The 22,080-nt window shown below is 46.4% G+C and carries 18 protein-coding genes; 2 read left to right on the plus strand and 16 right to left on the minus strand.

The window, feature by feature from the left end:
* Positions 1 to 39: 39 nt before the first annotated feature.
* From LRL21_RS36285 to LRL21_RS36300, 4 genes are all read right to left on the minus strand, one after another.
* Positions 40 to 1,401, minus strand: a complete 1,362-nt coding sequence (locus LRL21_RS36285) for an ABC transporter substrate-binding protein (RefSeq protein ID WP_240420691.1) — start codon at positions 1,399 to 1,401, stop codon at positions 40 to 42.
* A 218-nt stretch (positions 1,402 to 1,619) separates the two neighbouring features.
* Positions 1,620 to 3,179, minus strand: a complete 1,560-nt coding sequence (locus LRL21_RS36290; RefSeq protein WP_240420692.1) for a response regulator transcription factor — start codon at positions 3,177 to 3,179, stop codon at positions 1,620 to 1,622.
* Entirely contained in the window at positions 3,176 to 4,963 is a 1,788-nt protein-coding gene (locus LRL21_RS36295; protein WP_240420693.1) for a sensor histidine kinase, read from the minus strand. The genes LRL21_RS36290 and LRL21_RS36295 overlap by 4 nt, the downstream gene beginning before the upstream one ends.
* A 2-nt stretch (positions 4,964 to 4,965) precedes the next feature.
* A complete protein-coding gene (locus tag LRL21_RS36300; protein ID WP_240420776.1) occupies positions 4,966 to 5,898 on the minus strand; it encodes a hypothetical protein in 933 nt (310 codons plus the stop codon).
* Between the two features lie 278 nt (positions 5,899 to 6,176).
* On the opposite strand from LRL21_RS36300, the gene LRL21_RS36305 reads away from it, so the two are divergent.
* Positions 6,177 to 7,478 carry an FkbM family methyltransferase gene (locus tag LRL21_RS36305; RefSeq protein WP_240420694.1) on the plus strand — a complete coding sequence of 434 codons (1,302 nt, stop codon included), beginning with the start codon at positions 6,177 to 6,179 and terminating at the stop codon, positions 7,476 to 7,478.
* A 24-nt stretch (positions 7,479 to 7,502) separates the two neighbouring features.
* Positions 7,503 to 8,579, plus strand: coding sequence for a glycosyltransferase (locus LRL21_RS36310; RefSeq protein WP_240420695.1), 1,077 nt, complete (start codon positions 7,503 to 7,505; stop codon positions 8,577 to 8,579).
* Positions 8,580 to 8,592: 13 nt separating this feature from the next.
* Here the strand turns inward: LRL21_RS36310 and LRL21_RS36315 are convergent, their stop codons facing one another.
* The 12 genes from LRL21_RS36315 to LRL21_RS36375 all read right to left on the minus strand — a co-directional run bounded on the left by LRL21_RS36315 (position 8,593) and on the right by LRL21_RS36375 (position 22,061).
* A complete protein-coding gene (locus LRL21_RS36315) occupies positions 8,593 to 9,915 on the minus strand; it encodes an amidohydrolase family protein (protein ID WP_240420696.1) in 1,323 nt (440 codons plus the stop codon).
* On the minus strand, positions 9,912 to 11,282 hold the full coding sequence (locus LRL21_RS36320) for an LLM class flavin-dependent oxidoreductase (RefSeq protein WP_240420697.1): 1,371 nt from the start codon (positions 11,280 to 11,282) through the stop codon (positions 9,912 to 9,914). Before LRL21_RS36320 ends, LRL21_RS36315 begins: the two co-directional genes overlap by 4 nt.
* A gap of 26 nt (positions 11,283 to 11,308) precedes the next feature.
* The gene (locus tag LRL21_RS36325) at positions 11,309 to 11,590 is read right to left on the minus strand and encodes a YciI family protein (protein WP_240420698.1); all 282 of its coding nucleotides are present in this window, start codon (positions 11,588 to 11,590) and stop codon (positions 11,309 to 11,311) included.
* 50 nt (positions 11,591 to 11,640) lie between these two features.
* On the minus strand, positions 11,641 to 13,011 hold the full coding sequence (locus LRL21_RS36330) for an LLM class flavin-dependent oxidoreductase (RefSeq protein ID WP_240420699.1): 1,371 nt from the start codon (positions 13,009 to 13,011) through the stop codon (positions 11,641 to 11,643).
* A 59-nt stretch (positions 13,012 to 13,070) separates the two neighbouring features.
* Positions 13,071 to 13,655 (minus strand): rhodanese-like domain-containing protein, encoded by a 585-nt coding sequence (locus LRL21_RS46475; protein ID WP_338044728.1) that lies wholly within the window; start codon positions 13,653 to 13,655, stop codon positions 13,071 to 13,073.
* Between the two features lie 45 nt (positions 13,656 to 13,700).
* Positions 13,701 to 15,074 carry an LLM class flavin-dependent oxidoreductase gene (locus tag LRL21_RS36345; protein WP_240420700.1) on the minus strand — a complete coding sequence of 458 codons (1,374 nt, stop codon included), beginning with the start codon at positions 15,072 to 15,074 and terminating at the stop codon, positions 13,701 to 13,703.
* A gap of 20 nt (positions 15,075 to 15,094) precedes the next feature.
* The gene (locus tag LRL21_RS36350; protein ID WP_240420701.1) at positions 15,095 to 16,171 is read right to left on the minus strand and encodes an ABC transporter substrate-binding protein; all 1,077 of its coding nucleotides are present in this window, start codon (positions 16,169 to 16,171) and stop codon (positions 15,095 to 15,097) included.
* Between the two features lie 26 nt (positions 16,172 to 16,197).
* Positions 16,198 to 16,986: an ABC transporter permease gene (locus tag LRL21_RS36355; protein WP_240420702.1), complete on the minus strand. Its 789-nt coding sequence runs from the start codon at positions 16,984 to 16,986 to the stop codon at positions 16,198 to 16,200.
* A 23-nt stretch (positions 16,987 to 17,009) separates the two neighbouring features.
* Entirely contained in the window at positions 17,010 to 17,777 is a 768-nt protein-coding gene (locus LRL21_RS36360) for an ABC transporter ATP-binding protein (RefSeq protein ID WP_240420703.1), read from the minus strand.
* Positions 17,778 to 17,857: 80 nt separating this feature from the next.
* Positions 17,858 to 19,153, minus strand: coding sequence for a homocysteine synthase (locus tag LRL21_RS36365; RefSeq protein WP_240420704.1), 1,296 nt, complete (start codon positions 19,151 to 19,153; stop codon positions 17,858 to 17,860).
* Positions 19,154 to 19,194: 41 nt separating this feature from the next.
* Entirely contained in the window at positions 19,195 to 20,529 is a 1,335-nt protein-coding gene (locus LRL21_RS36370) for an LLM class flavin-dependent oxidoreductase (protein ID WP_240420705.1), read from the minus strand.
* A 155-nt stretch (positions 20,530 to 20,684) separates the two neighbouring features.
* Positions 20,685 to 22,061 (minus strand): LLM class flavin-dependent oxidoreductase, encoded by a 1,377-nt coding sequence (locus LRL21_RS36375; RefSeq protein WP_240420706.1) that lies wholly within the window; start codon positions 22,059 to 22,061, stop codon positions 20,685 to 20,687.
* Between the last annotated feature and the right edge of the window lie 19 nt (positions 22,062 to 22,080).

Here is a 22,080-nt window from a genome sequence, read left to right on the forward strand (position 1 = left end):
AGGCTTTACCGGAACAACCCGACAAAGCCCGCCTCAGCCCTATTTATTCGAGTTTAAAACCTCATCCCGCTTTTTATCAATTTTTTTCAAAAACTCATCTGTGGTCATTTTACCCGTGAATACCAAGGATTGAAGTGAGGCAATTTCACTTGTCAGCTCGGAAGGAAAAATATTGTCCGGCCAGAAGATCGCACTTGGCTTATTTGCAGCTGTCTGCATATCCCGAATCAGCGGTTCATCGATAAACTCGTTGACATTGACATCCTTAACAACGGTTAGCGAGCCTTCGCCTGATTTAATTTTATTGATTTGTTCTTCTTTACTCATCAAAAATTTGATGAAATCTACGGATTCCTTTTTATTCTTTGAATAGCTCGTTACGACGAATGCATTTCCGACGCCACCAACACCACCGTCATGAATCTGCACATCCTCATTGAAATCAGGCACCTTCATAATTCCCAAATCATCACCAAGCGCTTTACGGGCTTCCGTTATTGTTTTATTTCCCGCCAGCACCATCGCCACTTGCCCTTTATAAAATAATTGCCTTGCTTGATTGGACGTATCTGATACAGCTAACCCCTTATCGTAAAGCTGGTTCCAAGCCTTCATAATTTCTGCCAGCTTGGGATCAGAGAAATTCCTCTTGCCTTGAACGAGCTCGCCAAGACCAGCTGGTGTAACCGTTTGCGCAATCCAGTAAGATGGAATATGCCAGAAATTTACAGGCATTTGAAGGCCGATTGGTGTTGTGCCCTTATCTTTTACTTTTTGCAGCATAGCCACAAATTCATTATAATTTTTCAGAGGTTTTTGCTCCGGGTTCACGCCGGCATCCGCCAATATCTTCTTATTATAAAAGAGTGCAAATATACCGTCAGTCGAGAAGGGCACACCGTAGATTTTGCCATCCTCCTTAAAGCCCTCAGCCACCGCCTCCCAGCCTGTAATCCGCGAGCGTTCTTCTTTTTTAAAATACGAGTCCATCGGCTCAAGAAACTGCTTAAATCTTAACATATAGGTACCTGACCATAAGACGGTCAAATCCGGGCCATTTTTGGCAATGCTGGCCGTCTGGAATTTGGTAAACATCTCTTCGTTGGAGGGGACGTCCTGAACCTCGACCGTAACTCCCGGGTTAACTTTCTCAAATCTGCTGATAGCTTGAAAAATGTAAAAGTCCTCTCTCTTCTTTGTTTTATTATTGGCATCAATTGTCGGATAGCCTGAATTCCAGAAAACAATCTTAACGGGATCCTTACTAGGCTGTGGCTTACTGTCTGTATTCGAAACTGCAGCTGTCCCGCTGCCGCTTTGCCCTGCCGAGCATCCCCAGAAACCGAATGCCATAATTCCTGTAAGCCCTAATATGGAAAGCTTTTTTATTGGTGCCCCCATTGAATGACTCCCCCTTAGTTGTTATTTCTATTTTATTATAAAGTGTAAGATATTCGATTAGAATGACAGGGTACTGCGTTGCGCTTATCAATTTATATCCGGTTTTACATCCATTTATCTTTTATTCATGTTCATTTATCATGTTATACAAAAACACCCCGATCAACTTTTGGATTCCAAAGATTGATCGGAGCGTGTGAATAACACTGCTTAACCTATTAGCTGCCGCTTGAGTTATAGTGTGAAGGAGCGACCCCCTTTATTTTTTTGAACATGCGGGTGAATGAACTCAAATTTAAATACCCGAGCTTTTCTGAAATATCCGTTACTGATTTTCCTTCGCGCATCATTTGTTCGGCTCTGTCGAGCTTGGCCGCTAACACATAATCGGTAAAGCTTTGCCCTGTTTCGAGCTTAAATAATTTACTAAAGTAGGCCGGACTCATACTGACCTGCTCAGAAATGCGATTCAGGCTGACATCTTCGAAAAGATGGTCGTTAATAAAATGCCTGGCCGCTTCAATATATTGTTTTCTTTCAAGCGTATAACGGTCGTGAAATAACGATTCGCCGGTTTCGCGGACCAGCGTGGAAATATTATGGAGCTCTTCGCGCAAAGTTTGATGCTCACGGAATGGCATCCCTGATGAATTCGCCTCAGGATCATGCCTCTCCCTTAATTGGGCAATTTCCAACATCATTTCACGGAACATATTTTTCATAATTTTCGGCTTTGGGAACGGACTTTTTAGATCTGAGCCTATGCTTTGCATACATGCGATTGCATCGTTTAATTGCAGCAGCGACAGTCTTAAGCTAAATTCTTTTTTTCGTTCGATGATTGAATCGGGCAGCACATCGCTCAGTACCTGATCGAAAAACAAAGATTCTTCGGGCAAATAATATTTTAATTCCAGTAATTCTTCCGCTTTTGGAGCAGAGACATCCCAATGATCCCACTTCGTGTACAACTCGCTGCACGCAATTGTAATATCAAATCCCAAATAACGTTCAATAGCATCAATTAAGAGCAGTGGATTTACACCGGTATGGCCGGGATAATGGAACATAACGTGCCAACGGCGCTGCCTGACATCGGGTACAAATCCAATCAGCGCCTCTCTGAATAGCTCACCGGCAACGTTTTCAATCGCATAACCGATTTTTTCCATATCCGCGGGCTCCAAGCCGGCTCCATTACGAATCCGGGTTTCCAATTGAATGACCCATGCTTGAAAATTTGGATATAGGGTAGCAATGCCGCATCGGGCCAGCTTTTCACGAAATAGACTGTAATTCACATGAACTCCGTTCAACCAGCCTCTTAAAAGCACATTTTTTTTCATCGTGTCCACATCATTCTTCATCAAGTGCTCGACAGTACCGCTAACTGCTACTTTCTTTTCACGGATGCTTTGGGCCACCTTCTCAAGGGTTGCTTGTAATTCTTCGATCTCCATCGTAGATTTAAGCACAAAATCGCGTACTCCCAGACGGAGAGACCGTTGGACCATTTCGAAATCTTTATTGCAGGTCAAAATAATGAACTCGCAGGACGGATCTGCCGGCTTAACACGCTCAATGAAATCAAGCCCGTTCAATTTAGGTATACCAATATCAACCAGAATAATATTCGGTTGATATGCTGTGAACAGCTCAACCGCTTCCAATCCGTCCCGCGCTTCGCAGACAATCTCCATTCCCATCTGTTTCCATGGAATCATCGATTTGATGCCCAAGCGCACAAGCATATCGTCTTCGACAATCATCACTTTCATTCACGTTCACCCTCATCATTGTGAATATCGGGAATAATTATAATGAACTTACTGCCTGCATCCGGCTTGCTTTCCGCATGAATATGGAACGTACCACCAAATTTGAGCTGCAGCCTACGAATTACATTTTTGATACCGATTCCCGAATTTGCCTCTCCTGCTTTCTTATGCCCGGAAATATCCAGAATTTGCGGAATCATTTCGGGGCTCATACCGATTCCGTTATCCTCTATCGTGATGATAACCTCTTTCCCTATTTTAACACAGGTAATCCCCAGTTTGGGTTTCCTTTTCTCCAGAGAAGTGAACCCATGCTGAATCGAGTTTTCTACAAAGGGCTGCAGCGAAAGCTTTGGAATAGCGACATCACGAGTATCCGGATCCAGCCTAATTTCCGTTTCAATAGGTATGATCATTCTTGCTTCCTGAAAGGCAATATAGCTTTTAACGTAAGCCATTTCATCGGCAACAGTACTCCAAATCACTTGGTAATTATTTAAGGTGTAATGCAGCATACTGGCCAGATTAACAAGCGCATGGGCAATGGATTTCTCCCCTTTTATTTCTGCCATCCATCGAACGGAATTAATTGCATTATGTAAAAAATGCGGCCTGATCTGTGATTGAAGCAAGTTTAATTCCAATTCCAGCTTTTGTTTCTCATCCTCTTTGATTTTTTGAACCTGTATTTGCATTCTTTCGAGCATTTGGTTAATCCCTGATGATAAGATTTCAATCTCCTCGACCCCTTGATATTCGTATCGGCCGGATAAATCATTGATCCGGTACTGGCGGACCAGTCTGGCCAGCTTCAGGATGGGAATCATCACCTTTTGCGCTAATAACAACAGGATGAATGAAATCAGAAAAATCGATGCGCCGGTAACAATGAACGTATACAGCCACACCTCTCTGCTCTCCGTAACGACCATTTCCTTCGGGATCACAGCCACCAGATACCAGGACAAATACGATATATAATGGCAGGAGCTGAAATATTCCTTCCCCTTCCATGGAAAATGAAATCCGGCATAATCGGTTCCCGCTTCCATACATCTGCTTACCACTTCTTGGGCTAGAGCAGTTTCAACCTCTTTACCCTCGTTTGGAATTAATATTTCCTTGTTAGGACTGCTTATAAAAGCTACGGTTTCCGGACTTAATTGGATTTGATAAATCAAACGTTGGATCAACGTTTGATTCATTTGTAAAACCATCAAGCCTAAATGCTCATTTCCATAAACCAGGTTTTTAACAATATATACAGCATTATTACGGGTGAGATGATCGTGAAAATCGTTTGAAACCTCATGATAAATCACCTTTTTGTCGTATCCAAGATTGTCCGCATACCAAGGAAACGATTGGACGGTTTTTTTGAGTCGCAGCGCTTCTGTCTCATAAATGGGCGAATTGCTGAAAACCTCTCCATACCTGCTTATGACCACGACATCAAGCGGCACACGAATTCGATATACTGTGGAGAAAGAATCAAGCTTTGTAGATATTTTATTTTTTTGTTCTTCCCGGGTATTCAACAATTCCAGCAATTCCGCATCCTGTGAGAAAGCGCGCAAATTATCTTCAATATGATTGATATATAAGTCCAGATTAATAGATAAGGAGTCCATATTTTTAGATATCGATTTATTATAAAGCAATTCTAATTTTTGTGCGGATTCATTCCCTAGTAAATAACCCTGAAATAAAATCGGCAGCACGATACATACAGACAATAAACTGAGCGTTATCAGCTTCCAGCTCTTTTTCCTTTTAACTCTCATAATTACTTTGGAATGCCAAGTCCAGCTGCCCCCGGCTCGGAAGTTATGAAGCCGCTGCCGTACCTTTGAATGAAATCATAGCCGATTTTGGCGCGGCGCACCCGTTCACGCCCAAGCTTTACCGCGGTATCTTCCAGATGCGTGCCGGACGGGTATATGTTTGGAGCATTTCGAAGCCCGAATTTTACATAAACCGGAGCGGCCACACGAATAATCTCGGCTACCTCATAATAACGGACAAACCCGCCAAAGTCATCGGGGACCTCTATATACAAATCGAGCGGAATATCTACGGCCTGCCGGATTGCAGCCAACCGTGCAAGAGTCATATCAGTTGCTACATTATAGGTATCAGCTCCTGCATTTTGTGCAAGGCTAATGGAGATCGGGTTGCAAGCTCCTAATGATACAGAACCTTTCACAACCAAATCTGCCGGTAAATCTCCTGATTTCTTGAATTCGTTAACTGCCCACAATACACCTTCGTCCGCTACCAAAATTCCACGAATACCAAGCCTGCAGGCGCGTTTCACGTCTTCCAGCGCATAGACAACCTGTTCCATGCCGCTTGCGCGCAACGCGATACTTTTACCTGTTGATGTTAAAGCCTGTGCACCGATATCAAAGGTAGCTCGCGGACCGATAAACAAGCTAACCTCTATCTGATTATCACGCCCGATCTGCGCCATTTCCAATATTTCCTCGTCGGTAAGCAGCATAATTCCACTACCCTGCGAAACGCGATGGATAGGAATATTGTACTTCTTCATCTCTTCAACAATAGCGCTGAAAACAGCAGGCCCTTCAACTGATGGAATTTCAATTCGGTAATGCGCTCCATCTGTAAACGCTTTCAACGAAGTTGGAAGTTGGTGTAAATCGCCTCCTGGATAACCTAGCTTTTCTAATGCAGCTCTTGTCTGTTCGATGATCATCATGCTCCTCTCATTCCGGCAATATGCAGATGCCAGTCCCATGTTATGTATAAATTCAAGTTCATCATAAAATAAAGAAATTTGATTGTCAATCAGTATTTTGATCACGAGTCATTATGCTGAACTATTTAATTTAGGGATTTAAAAAGAAAGATTCAAAAAAGCTGCTATTTCCTCCCTGCCTGTCAAGGAATACAATATGGATTTACCGCATAAGGATTGTTACGTATAGCTAATTTTCAAATTCTCTGCCTAGCTGGAAAGGTGGTCATTAAGATATGCCGGATGAGTTAGCCTTGCTGGAAAGAACATTAAAAGAAAGCTTGATTTACCATATACACGATGTGGATGTCCTGTTGAAGCTGGGTGAGATCTATCATTCGAGTGGTCGGCAAACCTTGGCGAAGCTCTGTTTTTCCACGATTCTCGGTATTTCCAAAGACATTCACATCAAAGAAAAAGCAAGGTCGCTTTTATTTCAATCCGAACGTCTTGTGCAAACACATCCCAACCAGGCTGAGTCTTCTGAGTTTCTAGATTTACTTATCCAAAAGCTGCTGGCACATTCATTAAATGATTATTATTACAATATAGACATGGAGCTGTTTGAGCTCATGTCGGTTCCGATTCCTATGGACCCCATAGTGGTGAATACCGAAATCGAGAAAAAGGAAATTCTGAAACATTTACAAGGAATTATTGAACTGTTTGATCATCTGGAGGATCAGCCATCTCGGGAATTGTTAATTTCCGTGTTGTCTTTTCGATTATTGAGCAATAAAAAAATAAAGCTGCCTCTCCATACAAATGAATACTGGAATCAGCGGCAATCCCTACGCCATCTTATTCGTACCACGGAGACCATTCTAACTCAATATCACGGATGGATCCTTCCCCTTTTTGATTTAAATGAAATTGGATTTGATCTTCGGCTGTTCTGCATTTCCATTGGAGTCAGCGCTACTTTTATGGACCGACAGTATGAGTACGATAAGCTTGCACCCGTCATAAAAGCAAAAGAATCTGATGTAGTTATCGACGCAGGCGGGTGTTTCGGAGATACTGCACTATACTTTGCTCATGAAGTTGGCGAGTCCGGGCACGTGTACACTATTGAATTCATACCAAGTAATTTGGAAATTATGGGGAAAAATCTGGATCTGAATGCGAAGCTTAAACAACAGATTACGATCATTAAACGCCCTCTTTGGCATGTATCCAATGAATTGCTATACTACACGGATCAAGGAGCGGCAAGCTCGGTTTCATTCACCAAAACGAACGATTCCAATGATCAAGCCTTAACGATTTCTATTGATGATTTGGTCAACGAACATCATATAACGAAAATCGATTTCATCAAAATGGATATCGAAGGAGCAGAAATGAATGCTTTGAGAGGGGCTGCTCAAGCCATTCAAAGCTTTCGTCCGATACTTGCTATTGCCATCTATCATCAAATCGAGGATTTTGCTGCTGTCGTTAATTTCATAGCTCAATTGAACTTGGATTACACATTCTATTTGGGTCATTACACTATCTATGCTCAGGAAACGATTTTGTATGCGGTCCCTAAGTAAGAATGGGAGGAGCTTGTACGAAAAATGATTAACGAACCTTTGTCTGGCACAACACGTCGCCTTGCGGTAATCGATACTACATTTCCCTGGAAACAGAGTGGGTTTCGCTATTGGGAAAATATGGAGTTTTATAATCAAAAACCTGATACGCTTTTTTTTGCTACAAATAGATATACGGATGAATTTCCTGCACAAGTTTACCCATTCGAATTATTTGCAGCATTGGCGAAACAAGAGGGAATTACGGATATTTATTGTGTGTTTCTAAATCTGGTTTTAAGTCTGCAAGGGAGATGTTATCTCACTGATGGAACCTATATGCCTGGATCGAATCCTGGTTTAAATATTATGCCAATTATACAGGAACATGGTATGAACCTCCACACGACACTATATCCCGGCGGTGGTTTGGGTCCCTCCACTTCTGAAGAATTTCTGCGGATAGCATCCCATCATTGCTCAACCATATTTACGAACATTGCTGAAGTATTACATGTCATTCCCAATAGCATCTATTCTCCGGTAGTGATCAATACAGACTTTTACACTTATACTTCTAAATCCACTGTTAATCCCATACAAATAACTTTCTCCGCTCATCGTGCCGAGCGTAAAGGCTTTCCGTTATTGGCACAAGTTTTCAATCAGCTTGATGACCAATATCATCTAAACATCATAGGCGATTGGGAACATGATCTCCATCTACTAACCCATACAAACTATACTTTTTGGGGCCTTCTAAATCCTGAAACGATTAAGATGATTTATGAGCAATCACATGTATTCATTTACAGTGGCACTCATGATGAGTTTGCTCTTGATGGTTTTCCAACAACAGCGGCATTGGATGCGATGGCAACAGGTTGCATATTAGTATCGACAAATCCTCGTAATGACCATTTTATTCTTGAAAAAAATGTGGACTATCTAGAAGTCGAAGCGGACATGAAATCAATAACGGATACCTTGCTCTGGATCAAGGAAAACTTTCAGCAAGCCTTGGAAATCGGCATAAATGGTGCAACCAAAATCAAAAATCGATTTGATTCCAAGGTCATTGTGCAATCCAAATTATCACATATGTTCTCAACACGTTTATGAAAAACCAACCTCCTCACAATGTCGAATTCCATTCCGATAATTGACGGCTGTGATATAACCAACGCGTATCGCGGTATATCCAACGGTTTATGGGCAGCTCAGCGAAAAGCTCGATTGGCGAGCTTGCATCGAATACGACGAAGCGAGCTGGTAAACCTGGCTTTATCCCATATCGTTTCAGACCGATTAACGATGCTGGGATCGTCGACAGCATACGAAGGAGCGTATGCGCATCGTCAGCGCTTCCCATTTGAAGAGAATAGCCAGTTAGCAGCCCCATCTGCAGCAAGTCACCGCTTCCGTAGGGATGAAATGGATCCTGCACATTATCCGATGCGGTAGCAACAGGAATGCCTGCGGCCATCAGCTCCTTAACTCGCGTTACACCGCGACGTACTAAACCCCTATCCCCCCTGCCCTGCAGGTATAAATTGGTAGCAGGCAGCGTTATGACCTTTAACTGAGCCAAAGCCATATTATCGATAATCGCTGCTGCACGACTCTCCTCTATGGCGCTCAATGAGCACAAATGACCGACCACCACTCTGCCCTGATAATCATTACGTATGGCAGCAGCCGCAATCGCTGATACAGTCTGTACCTGAGGGTCATCCGTCTCATCTGCATGCAGATCGACGTCTTTGTTATATTTCCTGGCAATAGCAACAAGCTGCTCTAGATATGCCCCCGGTTCATCAGCAATGTGCGGCGCACCTCCAACTGCATCCATCCCCGCTTGCATGGCTTCGTCGACGGCTTCCCACATGGCGGGTGTGTGTCCCCGGCTTGGAACGAACAGAACATACTGGATATCTACGATTCCGCTCACAAGCTCCCTCGCCTCCAGAGCCGCATGAACCAAGCGAAAAGCAGCTTCCCGACCATGCTCGAACGGGAAATGCACATGCGAGCGAATGGCTGTCGCACCACCCGCAGCAGCACGCAAAGCGGCTTTATGGATTCGGGTTACAAGCGCCTCACGCGTAAATTGTGGAACCGCAGCACTATAGTTACGAATCGCTTCACCGAGTGTGCCTGATTCATTTCTGACGATTCCTGATGTAAACGCCTTGTCAAGATGCGCGTGCGCCTCAACAAGTCCGGGCAGCAGTATTTTCCCGCCAAGATCTATGGTCCGTGAAGCTGAAGTGCTGCCCGTCAGCTGTATATCCTCTAGAGGGATACTGCCATGATCCCGAATTATCCCTTGCTCCTGCTGTGGAGTCACTGACTGCCAGAGCCCATTGGCAGCCGTTAATTCATATAGCAGTGCTGGAGATCCTTCAGCCAAAGGCAATCGTGCATTAATTAGATGCAACCTGCCCAGAAGACTCATGCTTTAACACCCAGTACTGACCGTGTACGTCCGGGATGCTGGTCGGGCAGATTTGGTCCTTGACCGAATAGCTTGTCACGCAGAACGCCATCGCTGTAATGCTCCTGTACAAGCCCCCTCCGCCTCAGCTCGGGAACAACAAGCTCGACGAAATCGCGATTACTGCCGGGGCGGGTAATATACGAAATGTTGAAGCCGTCAGCGCCGGTTTGCTCTATATAACGCTCCATGGCATCGGCAATCTGTTCAGGTGAGCCAATTGTCAGCGAAGTTGTTCCGAAAGCATAAATATTCGCCAATTCATCTACCGTCCATTGCTTGTCGGGATGATCATTCAAATACTCGATGATCGAACGGTTGTTGCTATTTTTGGCAAATTGTAGAAGCCTCTCAGGTCCATAATCGGCAAAATCGATACCCGACCAGCCACCAAGCAATGCAAGCAGCCCCTCGGTGCTGGAATACTTCAAATAATCCTGATACTTACGTTGCGCTTCTTCCTCTGTACGCCCGACAATGACAGTCAATTTCGGGAAAAATAGCAGGTCCTCCGGTCGGCGTCCTGCCGCTTGTGCCTTGCTGCGAATATCGTCGATGATGGCCTTCGTCGCTTCGGATGTAGGCGTATTCAGAAACACACCTTCGGCATGTGCTGCTGCAAAAGCCCTCCCCCGCGTCGATGCTCCTGCCTGATAGATGACCGGTGTACGCTGCGGTGAAGGCTCACACAAATGAATGCCAGGAACCTTAAACCGGGCTCCTTCGTGTCCGATATCATGTACCTTCGATGGGTCCGTATAGATGCGAGCCTCACGGTCCTGAACTACCGCATCCACCTCCCAACTCGCTTCCCACAGCTTATAGCAGACGTCAAGATATTCCTCGCCAATCTCATAACGTTCTTCCGCAGTGAGCTGATCCTCCAAGCCATAATTGCGGGCAGCGCTTTTCAGAAAGGAGGTAACCACATTCCAGCCGATACGCCCCTTGGTCAAATGATCGAGTGTGGACATTTTGCGAGCTAATGCATAAGGATGCTCATAGGTCGTAGAGCAGGTAACGGCAAAGCCGAGATGCTTCGTCACAGCGGCCATCGCCGGAATTACATACGTCGGATCATTGATCGGGGCCTGGATTGCCTGCTCCAGACATGTATCACGGCTTTTCTTGTACACATCATATTGTCCCAGCACATCAGGGAAAAAGACCGCATCAAAGCCTCCGCTTTCGAGCAACTGGGCAAGCTCCGTCCAATAACTAAGGTCCTTATAGCGATGCCCTTCGTCGTCGGGATGAGCCCATAGCCCTGGCGTATCCGTTGGGCAGCTTTTCTCTATTGCATTCAAATAGATTCGTTTTTTAGCCATAACGTACACATCCTCTCAGTTGTTCTTTAAGCAATCGTTACACCAGAAGCCAGCTTCAGATCCCATTCATGAACTTCAGCGCTTCTGATGCCTTCTACAATAAAAGGGTCCTTGTTTACCAGTTCCTGTACCTCATTGATAGATTCAGCTCGATATACCGCTACGCCGCCCCAACCGTCCAGCAATCGACCGTGTGCGATCACCGTTCCTGCTTCTCTTAAAGCAATCATGTAGGCCATATGTGCAGGTGCCACGGTCGGGGCAATTTCCGGTTTGAGCAATTTGGCAAACACGATAAAATAACGCATATCTTCCGTATCCTCCTCTAATTATTTCAGCCGTTCCTGCATCCGCTGCATCAATCAATTCTCACCTGTGACGCAGGATGATCCGATGCTGTATGCGGACCGTGATTGAATAGCTTATCGCGTAAGGTTCCCGGTTTATAGGAGGTTTGTATACGTCCTCGGCGCTGCAGCTCAGGCACGACCTCATTAATAAATTCACCGATGCTTTTTCCGCGAACCGCATAGGCCAAGTTAAATCCATCGACACCGGTGGTTTCGACGAACGCTTCCATATAGTCGGCAATCTGCTGGGGTGAGCCGACGGTTACATTACCCGCACCACCAAACGCATACAGCTCCGCCAGCTCTTCCGTTGTCCAGCGTTTGCCTTCATCTACACGCCGCAAATAATCCGCTATGTATTGGCTGCCATTGCTTTTCTTTCTGATATAAGCAAGCAGCTCATCCGGGGTATAGGCAGATAAATCAATGCCAGACCATGAGGACAGCAGGGCAAGCGTGCCTTCTGTACTGACATAACGTACATATTCAGCAAACTTCGCTTTCGCTTCCGCTTCAGTAAGCCCCACAACAGGTACAAACCGCGGGAAGAAACGAAGCTGCAGCGGATCACGTCCTGCTGCTTCTGCTTGATTTCGAATATCTTGCACGAGAAAGCGTGTTTCCTCCACCGTCATCGCGTTCAGGAAGATGCATTCCGCATGCTGCGCCGCAAACTGACGACCACGGGTTGATGAACCCGCCTGGAACAGTACAGGCGTTCGCTGCGGCGAAGGCTCGCACAAATGAATACCCGGAACCTTGAAGAAATTGCCTTCATGCCGAATCTCGTGTATTTTAGATGGATTGGTGTACACCCGGTTTATCCTATCGCGCACAACCGCATCAGACTCCCAGCTGCATTGCCACAGCTTGTAGCATACATTCAGGAATTCATCTCCACGATCGTAACGCGTATCGTGCTCCATCTGCTCAGTTAAGCTGAAATTCAATGCTGCACTATTCAAATTCGATGTCACGATATTCCAGCCAATACGACCGTTTGTTAGATGGTCCAGCGTGGACATCTTACGCGCCAATGCATAAGGATGATCGTAGGTAATTGAAGAGGTGACGGCAAACCCCAAATGCTCGGTCACGGCAGCCATCGCCGGAATCAGATAGGAAGGATCGTTGATGGGCAAGCTCATTCCTTCGCTGACTGCCGTGTCTCTGCTGTTCTTATAAGTACTGAATGTCCCCAGTGCATCTGCGAAAAATATGGCATCAAACCTGCCCCTCTCCAGCAGCTGTGCAAGCTCCGTCCAATAGGACAGCTCCTTGTAATCGGAGGCTCTGCTGTCGGGATGCGTCCACAATCCAATATTATCAACCGTCGGACAATTTTTTTCGATAAAATTGAGACGGATCCGTTTACTCATGCTGACATCCTACTTTCCATGAGAAATAACAATCTTCATTATCTTAAAAGGATTTGGAACTAACGCAGCTCTTTCCACGCGGTCATCCCACCAGCCACGTTCACCAATCCCGTGTAGCCGTTGGACAGCAGCCATTCGCATGCTTTCAGGCTTCTACGGCCTCCTCTGCATAAGAAGAATATCTCGCCAGCCGGTTGAATTTCCGTGTGTCTATGCTCCAGATCGCCAAGACGGATGTGTATGGCACCTGGTATGACACCTTCAGCAACCTCATGGTCCTCACGGACATCAATAATCGTCGGCTTCTCGCCGTTCTCTATGCGTTCCCACAGTTGAGCGGCAGTAATCTCACGAATACCGCCAAGCCCCGTATGAGGGGCCCATCTGACGTCCCAATGATGCAGTTCATATGCCCTAACACCATGTACGACAAATGGATCCTTCTCGATTAGCGCTTGTACTTCCTCCAAGGAACTACCTCGATAAATAACGAGTCCGTTCCCAGCCGGGCCGTTTAATAAACGTCCGTTGCCACTGACCTTGCCTTCCAGACGCAGCTGACTTAAATACTCAATATGCGCTTCCAGATACACCGGAGCCAATTCCTGATTAGCCGGCTTCATCCATACAGCATAATACGCCATCCTGTCTCCTCCAAACCTAATATTTAAAACAAGCCCATGCTCAGCTTACTTCCTTGTACCTATAGCTTCAGCAAGTTGCCGACCTGGATGATCGTCTCGCAGGTAGGGTCCTTCACCGAAAATTTTCTCCCGATACGTCCCATCCCCGTACTCCCTTTGCACAAGTCCTCTGCGCTGAAGCTCGGGTACGACCAAATCGACAAATGCATTAATCGTTCCCGGCTGGATAATGTGACCGATATTAAACCCGTCAACACCGGTCTGTGCGATAAAATCCTCAATGGTGTCGGCGATTTGCTCCGGGCTCCCGATAGTTAATGAACTCGTACCGAAGGCGAAGAAATTGGCCAGCTCCTCTGCGGACCACTTCTTGTCCGGATCGGATCGTTTCCACGTCTCAATAATACCGCGATTGTCGCGCTTCTCGACAAATTCAAGCAGCTTGTCATCACCAAGCTTGGAGAAATCGATTCCTGACCATGCTCCTAACAGTGCAAATATGCCCTCAGTGCTGGAATATTGAAGAAAGCTCTCATAACGGCTCTGCGCTTCAGCTTCGGTACGTCCTACAATCGGCGTGAGCTTAGGAAAAAATAACACCTTAGCAGGATCGCGTCCCTGCTGCTCAGCCCGTTCACGTATATCCTGCACGATGAAGCGGGTAGCCTCGATCGTGGGCGTATTCAGAAAAATGCATTCCGCATGCTTGGCGGCAAATTCTCTGCCTCTTGCCGAATTACCAGCCTGAAACAACATCGGGGTCCGTTGGGGTGACGGCTCGCTTAGATGAATGCCTGGAACTTGAAAAAATGTGCCTTGATGATGGATATCGTGCACTTTGGAGGGATCGGTATAGATGCGTCGCGCCTTGTCCTGCACGACCGCGTCTTCCTCCCAGCTTGCTTCCCACAGCTTGTAGACGACATCCATATATTCATCTCCGCGATCATAGCGCTCTATCAGACCAAGCTGCTCTTCCAAGCCGTAGTTTTTGGCAGCACTGTCCAGATTCGAGGTGACAATATTCCAGCCAACCCTGCCTTTAGTCAAATGATCCAGCGTGGACAGCTTGCGTGCCAATGCATAGGGATGCTCATACGTTGTGGAGAAGGTAGCCGCAAAGCCAAGATGCTTGGTCGCTGCGGCCATCGCCGGAATCAAGTAACTGGGATCATTTAATGGAACCTGAATCGCTTGACGGATCGCAGTATCCATGTTGCCCTGATATACATCATACACACCGAGCATATCAGCAAAAAAGATAGCATCGAACTTGCCTCGTTCCAAGGTTTGGGCCAGCTCAACCCAATACTTCAGACTGGTGTACTCATAGCTCCGATCTTCCGGGTGAGCCCATAAGCCTGGTGATGCGGTTGGACCGGAAATCGTGACAGCGTTCAAATAGATTCTTTTATTCATAGTAGGAAATCCGCCTTTTTTTATTTTTTCGGCAAGAAACTCGTATTGAATGCTTGTTGAACATCCTCATTTTTCTTCAGTTGACCGATATCCTGCAATTGTTTGCTCAGTTCCTGCCACCGTTCCAGCGACATATAGCCTACACCTTTGGTCGCCGCATCTCCACCGTAGATGAAATCTTTTTGCAGCTTTCCTTCATTCACGAGGTAATCGACAGAATTTTCCTTATTGGCTTCGTTTAACACTTTAGCTACCTCTTCAATATTATCCTTGTAGTAGTCCCAGCCTTTGACTGATGCTTGCACATAAGCTTTAACGACGTCCGGATGCTCTTTCAAATATTTTTCGGAAGTAATGATAATGCTGTAATACGGACGGTAGCCGGAATCAGCAACGAGCAGGGCATCAACATCAATATTTTGCTGCTTCAGGCTATAGGGAGTATTGGTCGTATAGCCTTGTGTGAGCGCCTTTGGATCGTTAACGAAATTCGTGTATTGGCCAGTAAACTGTACCTCTTTAACACTGTCCAGCTTGTAGGATTTCTTTAAATAAGTCCAATATGCAGCCGTTAAAGCAGCATACACCGTACGACCGTTCAGATCAGAAAAGCTTTTAATATTGTCGCCCTTGTGGAAGAAAATCGCTGATGGGCTTTTCTGCAAAAAGGCTGCTACACCCACGATAGGAATACCCTGCTCCCTCGCAATAAGGATAGAATCGGCACTGGCAAGTCCGAACTCTGCCTGCCCGGCAGCTACGATCTGTACAGCCGATACCTGCGCACCACCTGGTTTAATAGTCACGTCCAGGTTGCTGTCCTTATAAAAGCCTTTGGCTGAAGCAGCATACAGACCGGCATGTGTGGATTGGGCGAACCAGTCGAGAACCTGGGTAACCTTCGTTTTTTCTTTTAAAATGGAGTCTGAAGCCGGAGCCGTGCTGCCTGCCGGTGGTGCTGTTGCGGCTGCAGGTGCCTTGGTTGGCTCTGACGGAGCCGTAGGGGCGGCAGCCGGTTTGGGCGTGCTTCCGCAAGCGGCCAATATCTGGAATGATAATAAGGAGATAATGAGCAAGCTTACATTTTTTTTCAACATGGTTATCCCTCCGTAGGTGTAAGTGATTAGTTTTCCGTCTTCATCTCTGATTCATGCCAAGAGCTTAATAACCTTTTTGCAAGTGCATTGACAAAAAGAAAAAATGAGATGCCAAGCAGTGAAGCGGTAAGGCCGCAAGCAAATAGATAAGGTGTCTGCAGCCGCATGGCTGCAAAAGTAATTGAAAAGCCAAGTCCGCCATTGCTGCCACCGATACCGGCAATGTACTCACCTACAATCGCCCCGATAACGGACAATGTGCATGATATTTTCATCCCGCCAACGATATATGGCAAAGCAGCAGGAATACGGAGCTTCCACATCCTCTGCCAGCCATTGGCATTGTAGAGATAGAACAGGTTTTTTAAATTTTGCTCGGTGGAGTGAAGCCCGATCAGCGTATTGGACAGCATCGGAAAAAATCCGATAAGAAACGCTATAGTGACAATCGCATTAAGCCCCGGCCCCAACCAGATGACTATAATCGGGACAATCGCAACGATAGGGATCGTTTGTAATACGATTGCATAAGGATACACGCTGCGTTCGATGATTCTTGAGCTGGCTAACAGAATAGCACCGGCGACTCCAATGATCAGACTAAGGACGAACCCAAGCACCGATTCAAAAGCGGTAGTTAATGCCGCATGCCACAAATCAGCCCCATTATCCAACACAGCTGCAAACACATCAGTCGGTTTGGGCAGTAAAAAAACAGGTGTACCCAGCAGCTGCAGAATGAATTGCCAGCCGGCAATGAATAGGACAAAGGCTAATAAAGGCGGTAACAATCCGGAACGCAATCGTCCTGACAAATGCACTTCCCCCTCTCTGTAAATTAATGTCGAAGAACTGCGTTGACCCGGGAAGCTAATTCATTGAATTGAGGGCTGGTACGAAAATCCTCCTGTCGTGGAGCCGAGGTGTGTACATCAATTTGACCGACGATTCGGCCTGGTCGTGGTGTCATCACAGCAATTCGTGTTGAAAGGTACACAGCTTCGAATACGTTATGTGTAACGAACAATACGGTCATTCGCGGATTGGCCGACCAGATACCGAGTAATTCCTGCTGCAGCGTCTGTCGGGTAAGTTCGTCCAACGCACCAAACGGTTCATCCATCAATAGCAGATCCGGTTGAGCAACGAGCGAGCGGGCGATAGACACTCTCATCTTCATACCGCCAGACAACTCCCGAGGTAATGATTTGGAATAATCCTTCAACCCGACCAACTCCAGCACACGCAGCGATTCCTCGGTCCGCTGTTTGCGTGATATCCCCTTAAGCTCAAGCGGCAGTGCAACATTATCCAGTACATTGCACCAAGGCATAAGCGTTGCATCCTGAAACACGTAAGCAAGGCGTCCGCTTTTTCGCACTGAATCCGCTGTACCACCCATCACCTGCAGATTGCCTCCGCTCGGTTCACTCAAGCCCGCAATCATCCGCAAAATCGTTGATTTGCCGCAGCCGGATGGACCGACAAAGGAAATAAACTCACCTTCTCGCACCAGAAGATTTGCGTCTTGTACGGCAATGGTACGATTAGCATATTTCTTCTCCACTCGTTCCAGTTGGACAAGGGGTTGAGCTGTATTATGCATGCTGTTTCCCCCTCTTAAATAACTTAACTTATGGTTATAGTCGGATTTGACGCAATCCATTCCTAATTGTAGCCTTCGTGTTACGCCCGCTGGCTGGCTTCAATCGCTTGCTGTAAATCATAAAGAATATCCTCGATCCCTTCTGTACCAACCGATAATCGAACCAGCCCCGGTGTAACGCCAGTCGATAGCTGTTCAGCTTCCTGCAGCTGCTGATGCGTCGTACTTGCAGGGTGAATAATTAACGATTTAGAGTCCCCGACATTCGCCAGATGCGAGAATAAGGTCACAGCATTTATCAGCTTTTTGCCTGCTTCAATACCGCCTTTGATTTCGAACGTAAGGATAGCACCTTGACCGTTAGGCAAATATTTGGTGACAAGTCCATGAGAAGGATGACTTTCCAGTCCTGGATAATTAACCCACTCGACAGCTTCATGTTGTTCTAAATAACGAGCAACCTTCAGCGCGTTCTCGCTGTGACGTTCCAGCCGAAGATGCAGCGTCTCCAGCCCCTGCAGCAGCAAAAATGAGTTGAATGGTGAGATCGAGGCTCCTAAATCACGAAGCAGCTGAACTCGGGCTTTAATAATATATGCGAGCGGGCCCAGTGCATCTGTGTAGACAAGACCGTGGTAGCTTGGATCCGGCTGTGTCAAGCCAGGAAACTTATCATTAGCCGTCCAATCGAATTTGCCGCTATCCACAATAATTCCACCTATTGAGGTTCCATGACCACCGATGAATTTTGTCGCGGAATGAACTACAATATCAGCTCCGAATTCGATGGGGCGAAGCAGGTAAGGACTCGGAAATGTATTGTCGACAATTAGCGGGATACCATGCTCGTGTGCAATTTGAGCTACTGCTTCAATGTCGAGAATATCACCTTTGGGATTACCGACTGTTTCGGCAAATATTGCTTTCGTTTTCTCGTTAATAGCATTTTTAAAATTTTCCGGGTCAGACGGATCGACGAAACGTACGGTGATACCAAGCTTGGGCAATGTCTGGGAAAACAAATTGTAGGTGCCGCCATATAAGCTTGTTGCCGACACAATCTCATCCCCGGCTCCGGCAATGTTTAGAATGGAAAACGAAATAGCTGCCTGACCGGATGCAGTTGCCAATGCCCCGACGCCACCTTCCAGTGCCGCAATTCGTTTCTCAAATACATCGGTTGTCGGGTTCATCAGGCGTGTATAAATATTGCCAAACTCCTTGAGACCGAACAGATTGGCTGCGTGCTCCGTATCGCGAAATGTATAGGATGTCGTCTGGTAGATCGGAACCGCTCGTGCATTCGTTGCCGGATCTACTTCCTGCCCCGCATGGATAGCCAAGGTGCCCAATTGTAATTTTCTTTTCTCTGTCATATTCGTTCATCCTCCTCATAATGGTTAACTTGTCGTGACATTCATTCCATAACCTGGCCCAAGAGCTTGTGGCGAAACACACCTGTGGTATACTCGGTTTGAACACGTCCCCTGTGTTGTAACACCGGAACGACCTTGCTTACGAATTGTTCGAACGTTTCCGATCGGGTCGCATAGGCGATGTTATAGCCATCTACTCCCGTATGATCCATAAACTGTTCCAGCTGATCGGATATTTGCTCAGGCGTACCGACACGTAATGACCCTACACCGCCAAAGGCAAAATATTTGGACAGTTGTTCAATCCCCCATTCCTCGTCCCCGCCATTTCGCTTGAAAAACTCAAACAAATAATTGGTTCCACTGCGCTGCTCGCCCTTACGAATAAAAGCCAGCAGGTCGTCGGAGCTGACCGTGGAGAAATCTACGCCAGTCCACACCGATAATAGGGATAACGCACCTTCCGGACTGGAATATGCCAACAAGTTATGCAGCTCTTGCTGAGCCTCTTCCTCCGTAGCGCCGATCACCGGGTTGATTTTCGGGAAAAAGAGCACCTCCTCGGGATTACGTCCGTATCGCTCAGCCCTCTGACGGATATCCTGGACAAGAAATTTCGTTTCATTCTCTGTCATTGCATTGAGGAAAATGCACTCGGCATGTTTGGCAGCGAACTCTCGCCCTCGATCGGAGGAGCCTGCCTGGAACAGCACCGGTGTACGCTGTGGAGAAGGCTCGCATAAATGGATGCCCGGCACTTTAAAATATTTGCCTTCGTGGCCGATTTCATGTACTTTAGCGGGATCGGCGTAGATGCGGTTGATTCGATCACGCACAACAGCGTCGTTCTCCCAGCTTTTCTCCCATAGCTTATGGCATACTTCCAGGTATTCGTCTCCGCGATTGTACCGCTCATCATGATCCAGCTGCTCCAAACCGTAATTACGAGCTGTGCTATCCAGATTGGACATCACCATATTCCAGCCCAATCGACCGTCAGTGAGATGGTCAAGCGTCGACATCTTTCGTGCCAAAGCATAGGGATGCTCGTATGATAACGAAGCCGTCAGTACGAACCCCAGATGTTCAGTAGCAGCTGCCATGGCCGGGATCGCATAGGATGGATCATTTATAGGAAAATACATTCCTTCCCGTACCGCTGTATCTCTGCTGCCTTGATAGACATCGTACACCCCAAGTATATCTGCAAAAAATAAAGCGTCGAACTTTCCTCTTTCCAGAGTTTGAGCGAGCTCAATCCAATAATCCAAATCCTTGTAACGTTCTACCCGATTACCGGGGTACAGCCATAATCCAGCATTATCCTGCACGGGATTGGCCATTTCTACCGCATTTAATCGCATACGCTTTGCCATTCTAATCACCACCATGTCCGCTGATCATGATCAGCTTTCATCGATCTCCTCTCTATTTATTTTTTATTCCAAGTATTTCGATGCGATTTAATTAATATCAATATAAGGGATGCATAAAATTCTGTCAATTAAAATTATACAAACGTATGTATAAGTTAATTTATGGAAAATAATTGTACTTGTTTACCTGGATGATCAGCTGGCAATTGATTGCCTGAACCGAACAGCTTATGGCGCAAAGTACCTGTCTGGTACTCGGTTTGCACACGACCGCGATTTTGCAAAATCGGAACGACCTGCTCAGCAAATTCCACAATGCCCGAGGGTCTGACCATGTACGAGATGTTAAAGCCGTCCACATCCGTTTCATCGATAAAACGTTCCATGTAATCGGCAATTTGCTCCGGTGTGCCCGCCGTTACACCCCCTAAGCCTCCGAAAGCAAACAGCTTGGCGAGTTCCGCGAGTGTCCATTTTTTGTCCTTGTCATACCGGTGCAAGGAATCCGCTGTATGCTGGGTTCCACTCCCTCTTTTTTCCAAAAACTGCAGCAACTCCTCTTCTTTATAGGCAGACAAATCGATACCGGTCCATGAAGAAACCAGAGCCAGTGTGCCCTCGGTGCTAACATGGGATAAATAATCGGCAAGCCTCTCCTTAGCCTCCTCTTCGGTTGTACCCATAACGGGAAGCAGCCTGGGATAGAACTTGATACCTTTCGGATCGCGTCCCAACTGCTCGGCACGCCTGCGAATGTCAGCGGTCAGGAACTTTGTTTCCTCGGACGTAATGGCATTCAGAAAAATACATTCTGCATGCTTGGCAGCAAATTCCCTGCCTCGTTCCGATGAGCCTGCCTGAAACAAAACCGGAGTCCGCTGCGCAGAAGGCTCACATAGATGAATGCCCGGTACACGGAAAAATTTACCTTCGTGCTGAATATCGTGCACCTTCGATGGGTCGGTATAAATGCGAGCCTGTCGGTCACGAATTACCGCATCGTCCTCCCAACTGCGTTCCCATAGCTTGTAGCAGACCTCAAGAAACTCGTCTCCCCGGTCATACCTCACATCATGGTCCAACTGGTCTGTCAGGCCAAAATTTAAAGCAGCGCTCTTCAAATTTGAGGTAACCACGTTCCAGGCAATGCGACCGTCTGTCAGATGATCAAGCGTCGTCATCTTACGAGCGAGTGAATAAGGATGATCGTAAGTAATGGAACATGTTACGGTAAAACCCAAATGACTTGTAACCGAAGCCATCGCTGGAATGAAATAGGTCGGATCGTTTTTCGGTACACTCATTGCCTCACGCACAGCTACGTCGCTGCTGTTCTGATAGGTGGTCAGGACGCCGAGTGCATCCGGAAAAAACACCGTATCGAATTTGGCACGTTCGAGCAGTTGAGCCAGCTCAACCCAGTACGATAAATCTTTATATCGGTCCGTATGATCATCCGGATGAGTCCACAAATAAGTTGCCCCAGTCGGGGAGCTATGCTCGATTAAATTCAATCCAATTCGTTTGCTCATACAGTGCCTGCCCTTCTTA

It is taken from the genome of Paenibacillus periandrae (assembly GCF_022458865.1).
Classification (GTDB): Bacteria; Bacillota; Bacilli; order Paenibacillales; family NBRC-103111; genus Paenibacillus_S; species Paenibacillus_S periandrae.

Excerpts from the sequence above, each read along its gene's own strand:
- LRL21_RS36285 (WP_240420691.1), bottom strand. The coding sequence starts at position 1,401 with ATGGGGGCACCAATAAAAAAGCTTTCCATATTAGGGCTTACAGGAATT.
- LRL21_RS36290 (WP_240420692.1), bottom strand. The coding sequence starts at position 3,179 with ATGAAAGTGATGATTGTCGAAGACGATATGCTTGTGCGCTTGGGCATC.
- LRL21_RS36295 (WP_240420693.1), bottom strand. The coding sequence starts at position 4,963 with ATGAGAGTTAAAAGGAAAAAGAGCTGGAAGCTGATAACGCTCAGTTTA.
- LRL21_RS36300 (WP_240420776.1), bottom strand. The coding sequence starts at position 5,898 with ATGATCATCGAACAGACAAGAGCTGCATTAGAAAAGCTAGGTTATCCA.
- LRL21_RS36305 (WP_240420694.1), top strand. The coding sequence starts at position 6,177 with ATGCCGGATGAGTTAGCCTTGCTGGAAAGAACATTAAAAGAAAGCTTG.
- LRL21_RS36310 (WP_240420695.1), top strand. The coding sequence starts at position 7,503 with ATGATTAACGAACCTTTGTCTGGCACAACACGTCGCCTTGCGGTAATC.
- LRL21_RS36315 (WP_240420696.1), bottom strand. The coding sequence starts at position 9,915 with ATGAGTCTTCTGGGCAGGTTGCATCTAATTAATGCACGATTGCCTTTG.
- LRL21_RS36320 (WP_240420697.1), bottom strand. The coding sequence starts at position 11,282 with ATGGCTAAAAAACGAATCTATTTGAATGCAATAGAGAAAAGCTGCCCA.
- LRL21_RS36325 (WP_240420698.1), bottom strand. The coding sequence starts at position 11,590 with ATGCGTTATTTTATCGTGTTTGCCAAATTGCTCAAACCGGAAATTGCC.
- LRL21_RS36330 (WP_240420699.1), bottom strand. The coding sequence starts at position 13,011 with ATGAGTAAACGGATCCGTCTCAATTTTATCGAAAAAAATTGTCCGACG.
- LRL21_RS46475 (WP_338044728.1), bottom strand. The coding sequence starts at position 13,655 with ATGGCGTATTATGCTGTATGGATGAAGCCGGCTAATCAGGAATTGGCT.
- LRL21_RS36345 (WP_240420700.1), bottom strand. The coding sequence starts at position 15,074 with ATGAATAAAAGAATCTATTTGAACGCTGTCACGATTTCCGGTCCAACC.
- LRL21_RS36350 (WP_240420701.1), bottom strand. The coding sequence starts at position 16,171 with ATGTTGAAAAAAAATGTAAGCTTGCTCATTATCTCCTTATTATCATTC.
- LRL21_RS36360 (WP_240420703.1), bottom strand. The coding sequence starts at position 17,777 with ATGCATAATACAGCTCAACCCCTTGTCCAACTGGAACGAGTGGAGAAG.
- LRL21_RS36365 (WP_240420704.1), bottom strand. The coding sequence starts at position 19,153 with ATGACAGAGAAAAGAAAATTACAATTGGGCACCTTGGCTATCCATGCG.
- LRL21_RS36370 (WP_240420705.1), bottom strand. The coding sequence starts at position 20,529 with ATGGCAAAGCGTATGCGATTAAATGCGGTAGAAATGGCCAATCCCGTG.
- LRL21_RS36375 (WP_240420706.1), bottom strand. The coding sequence starts at position 22,061 with ATGAGCAAACGAATTGGATTGAATTTAATCGAGCATAGCTCCCCGACT.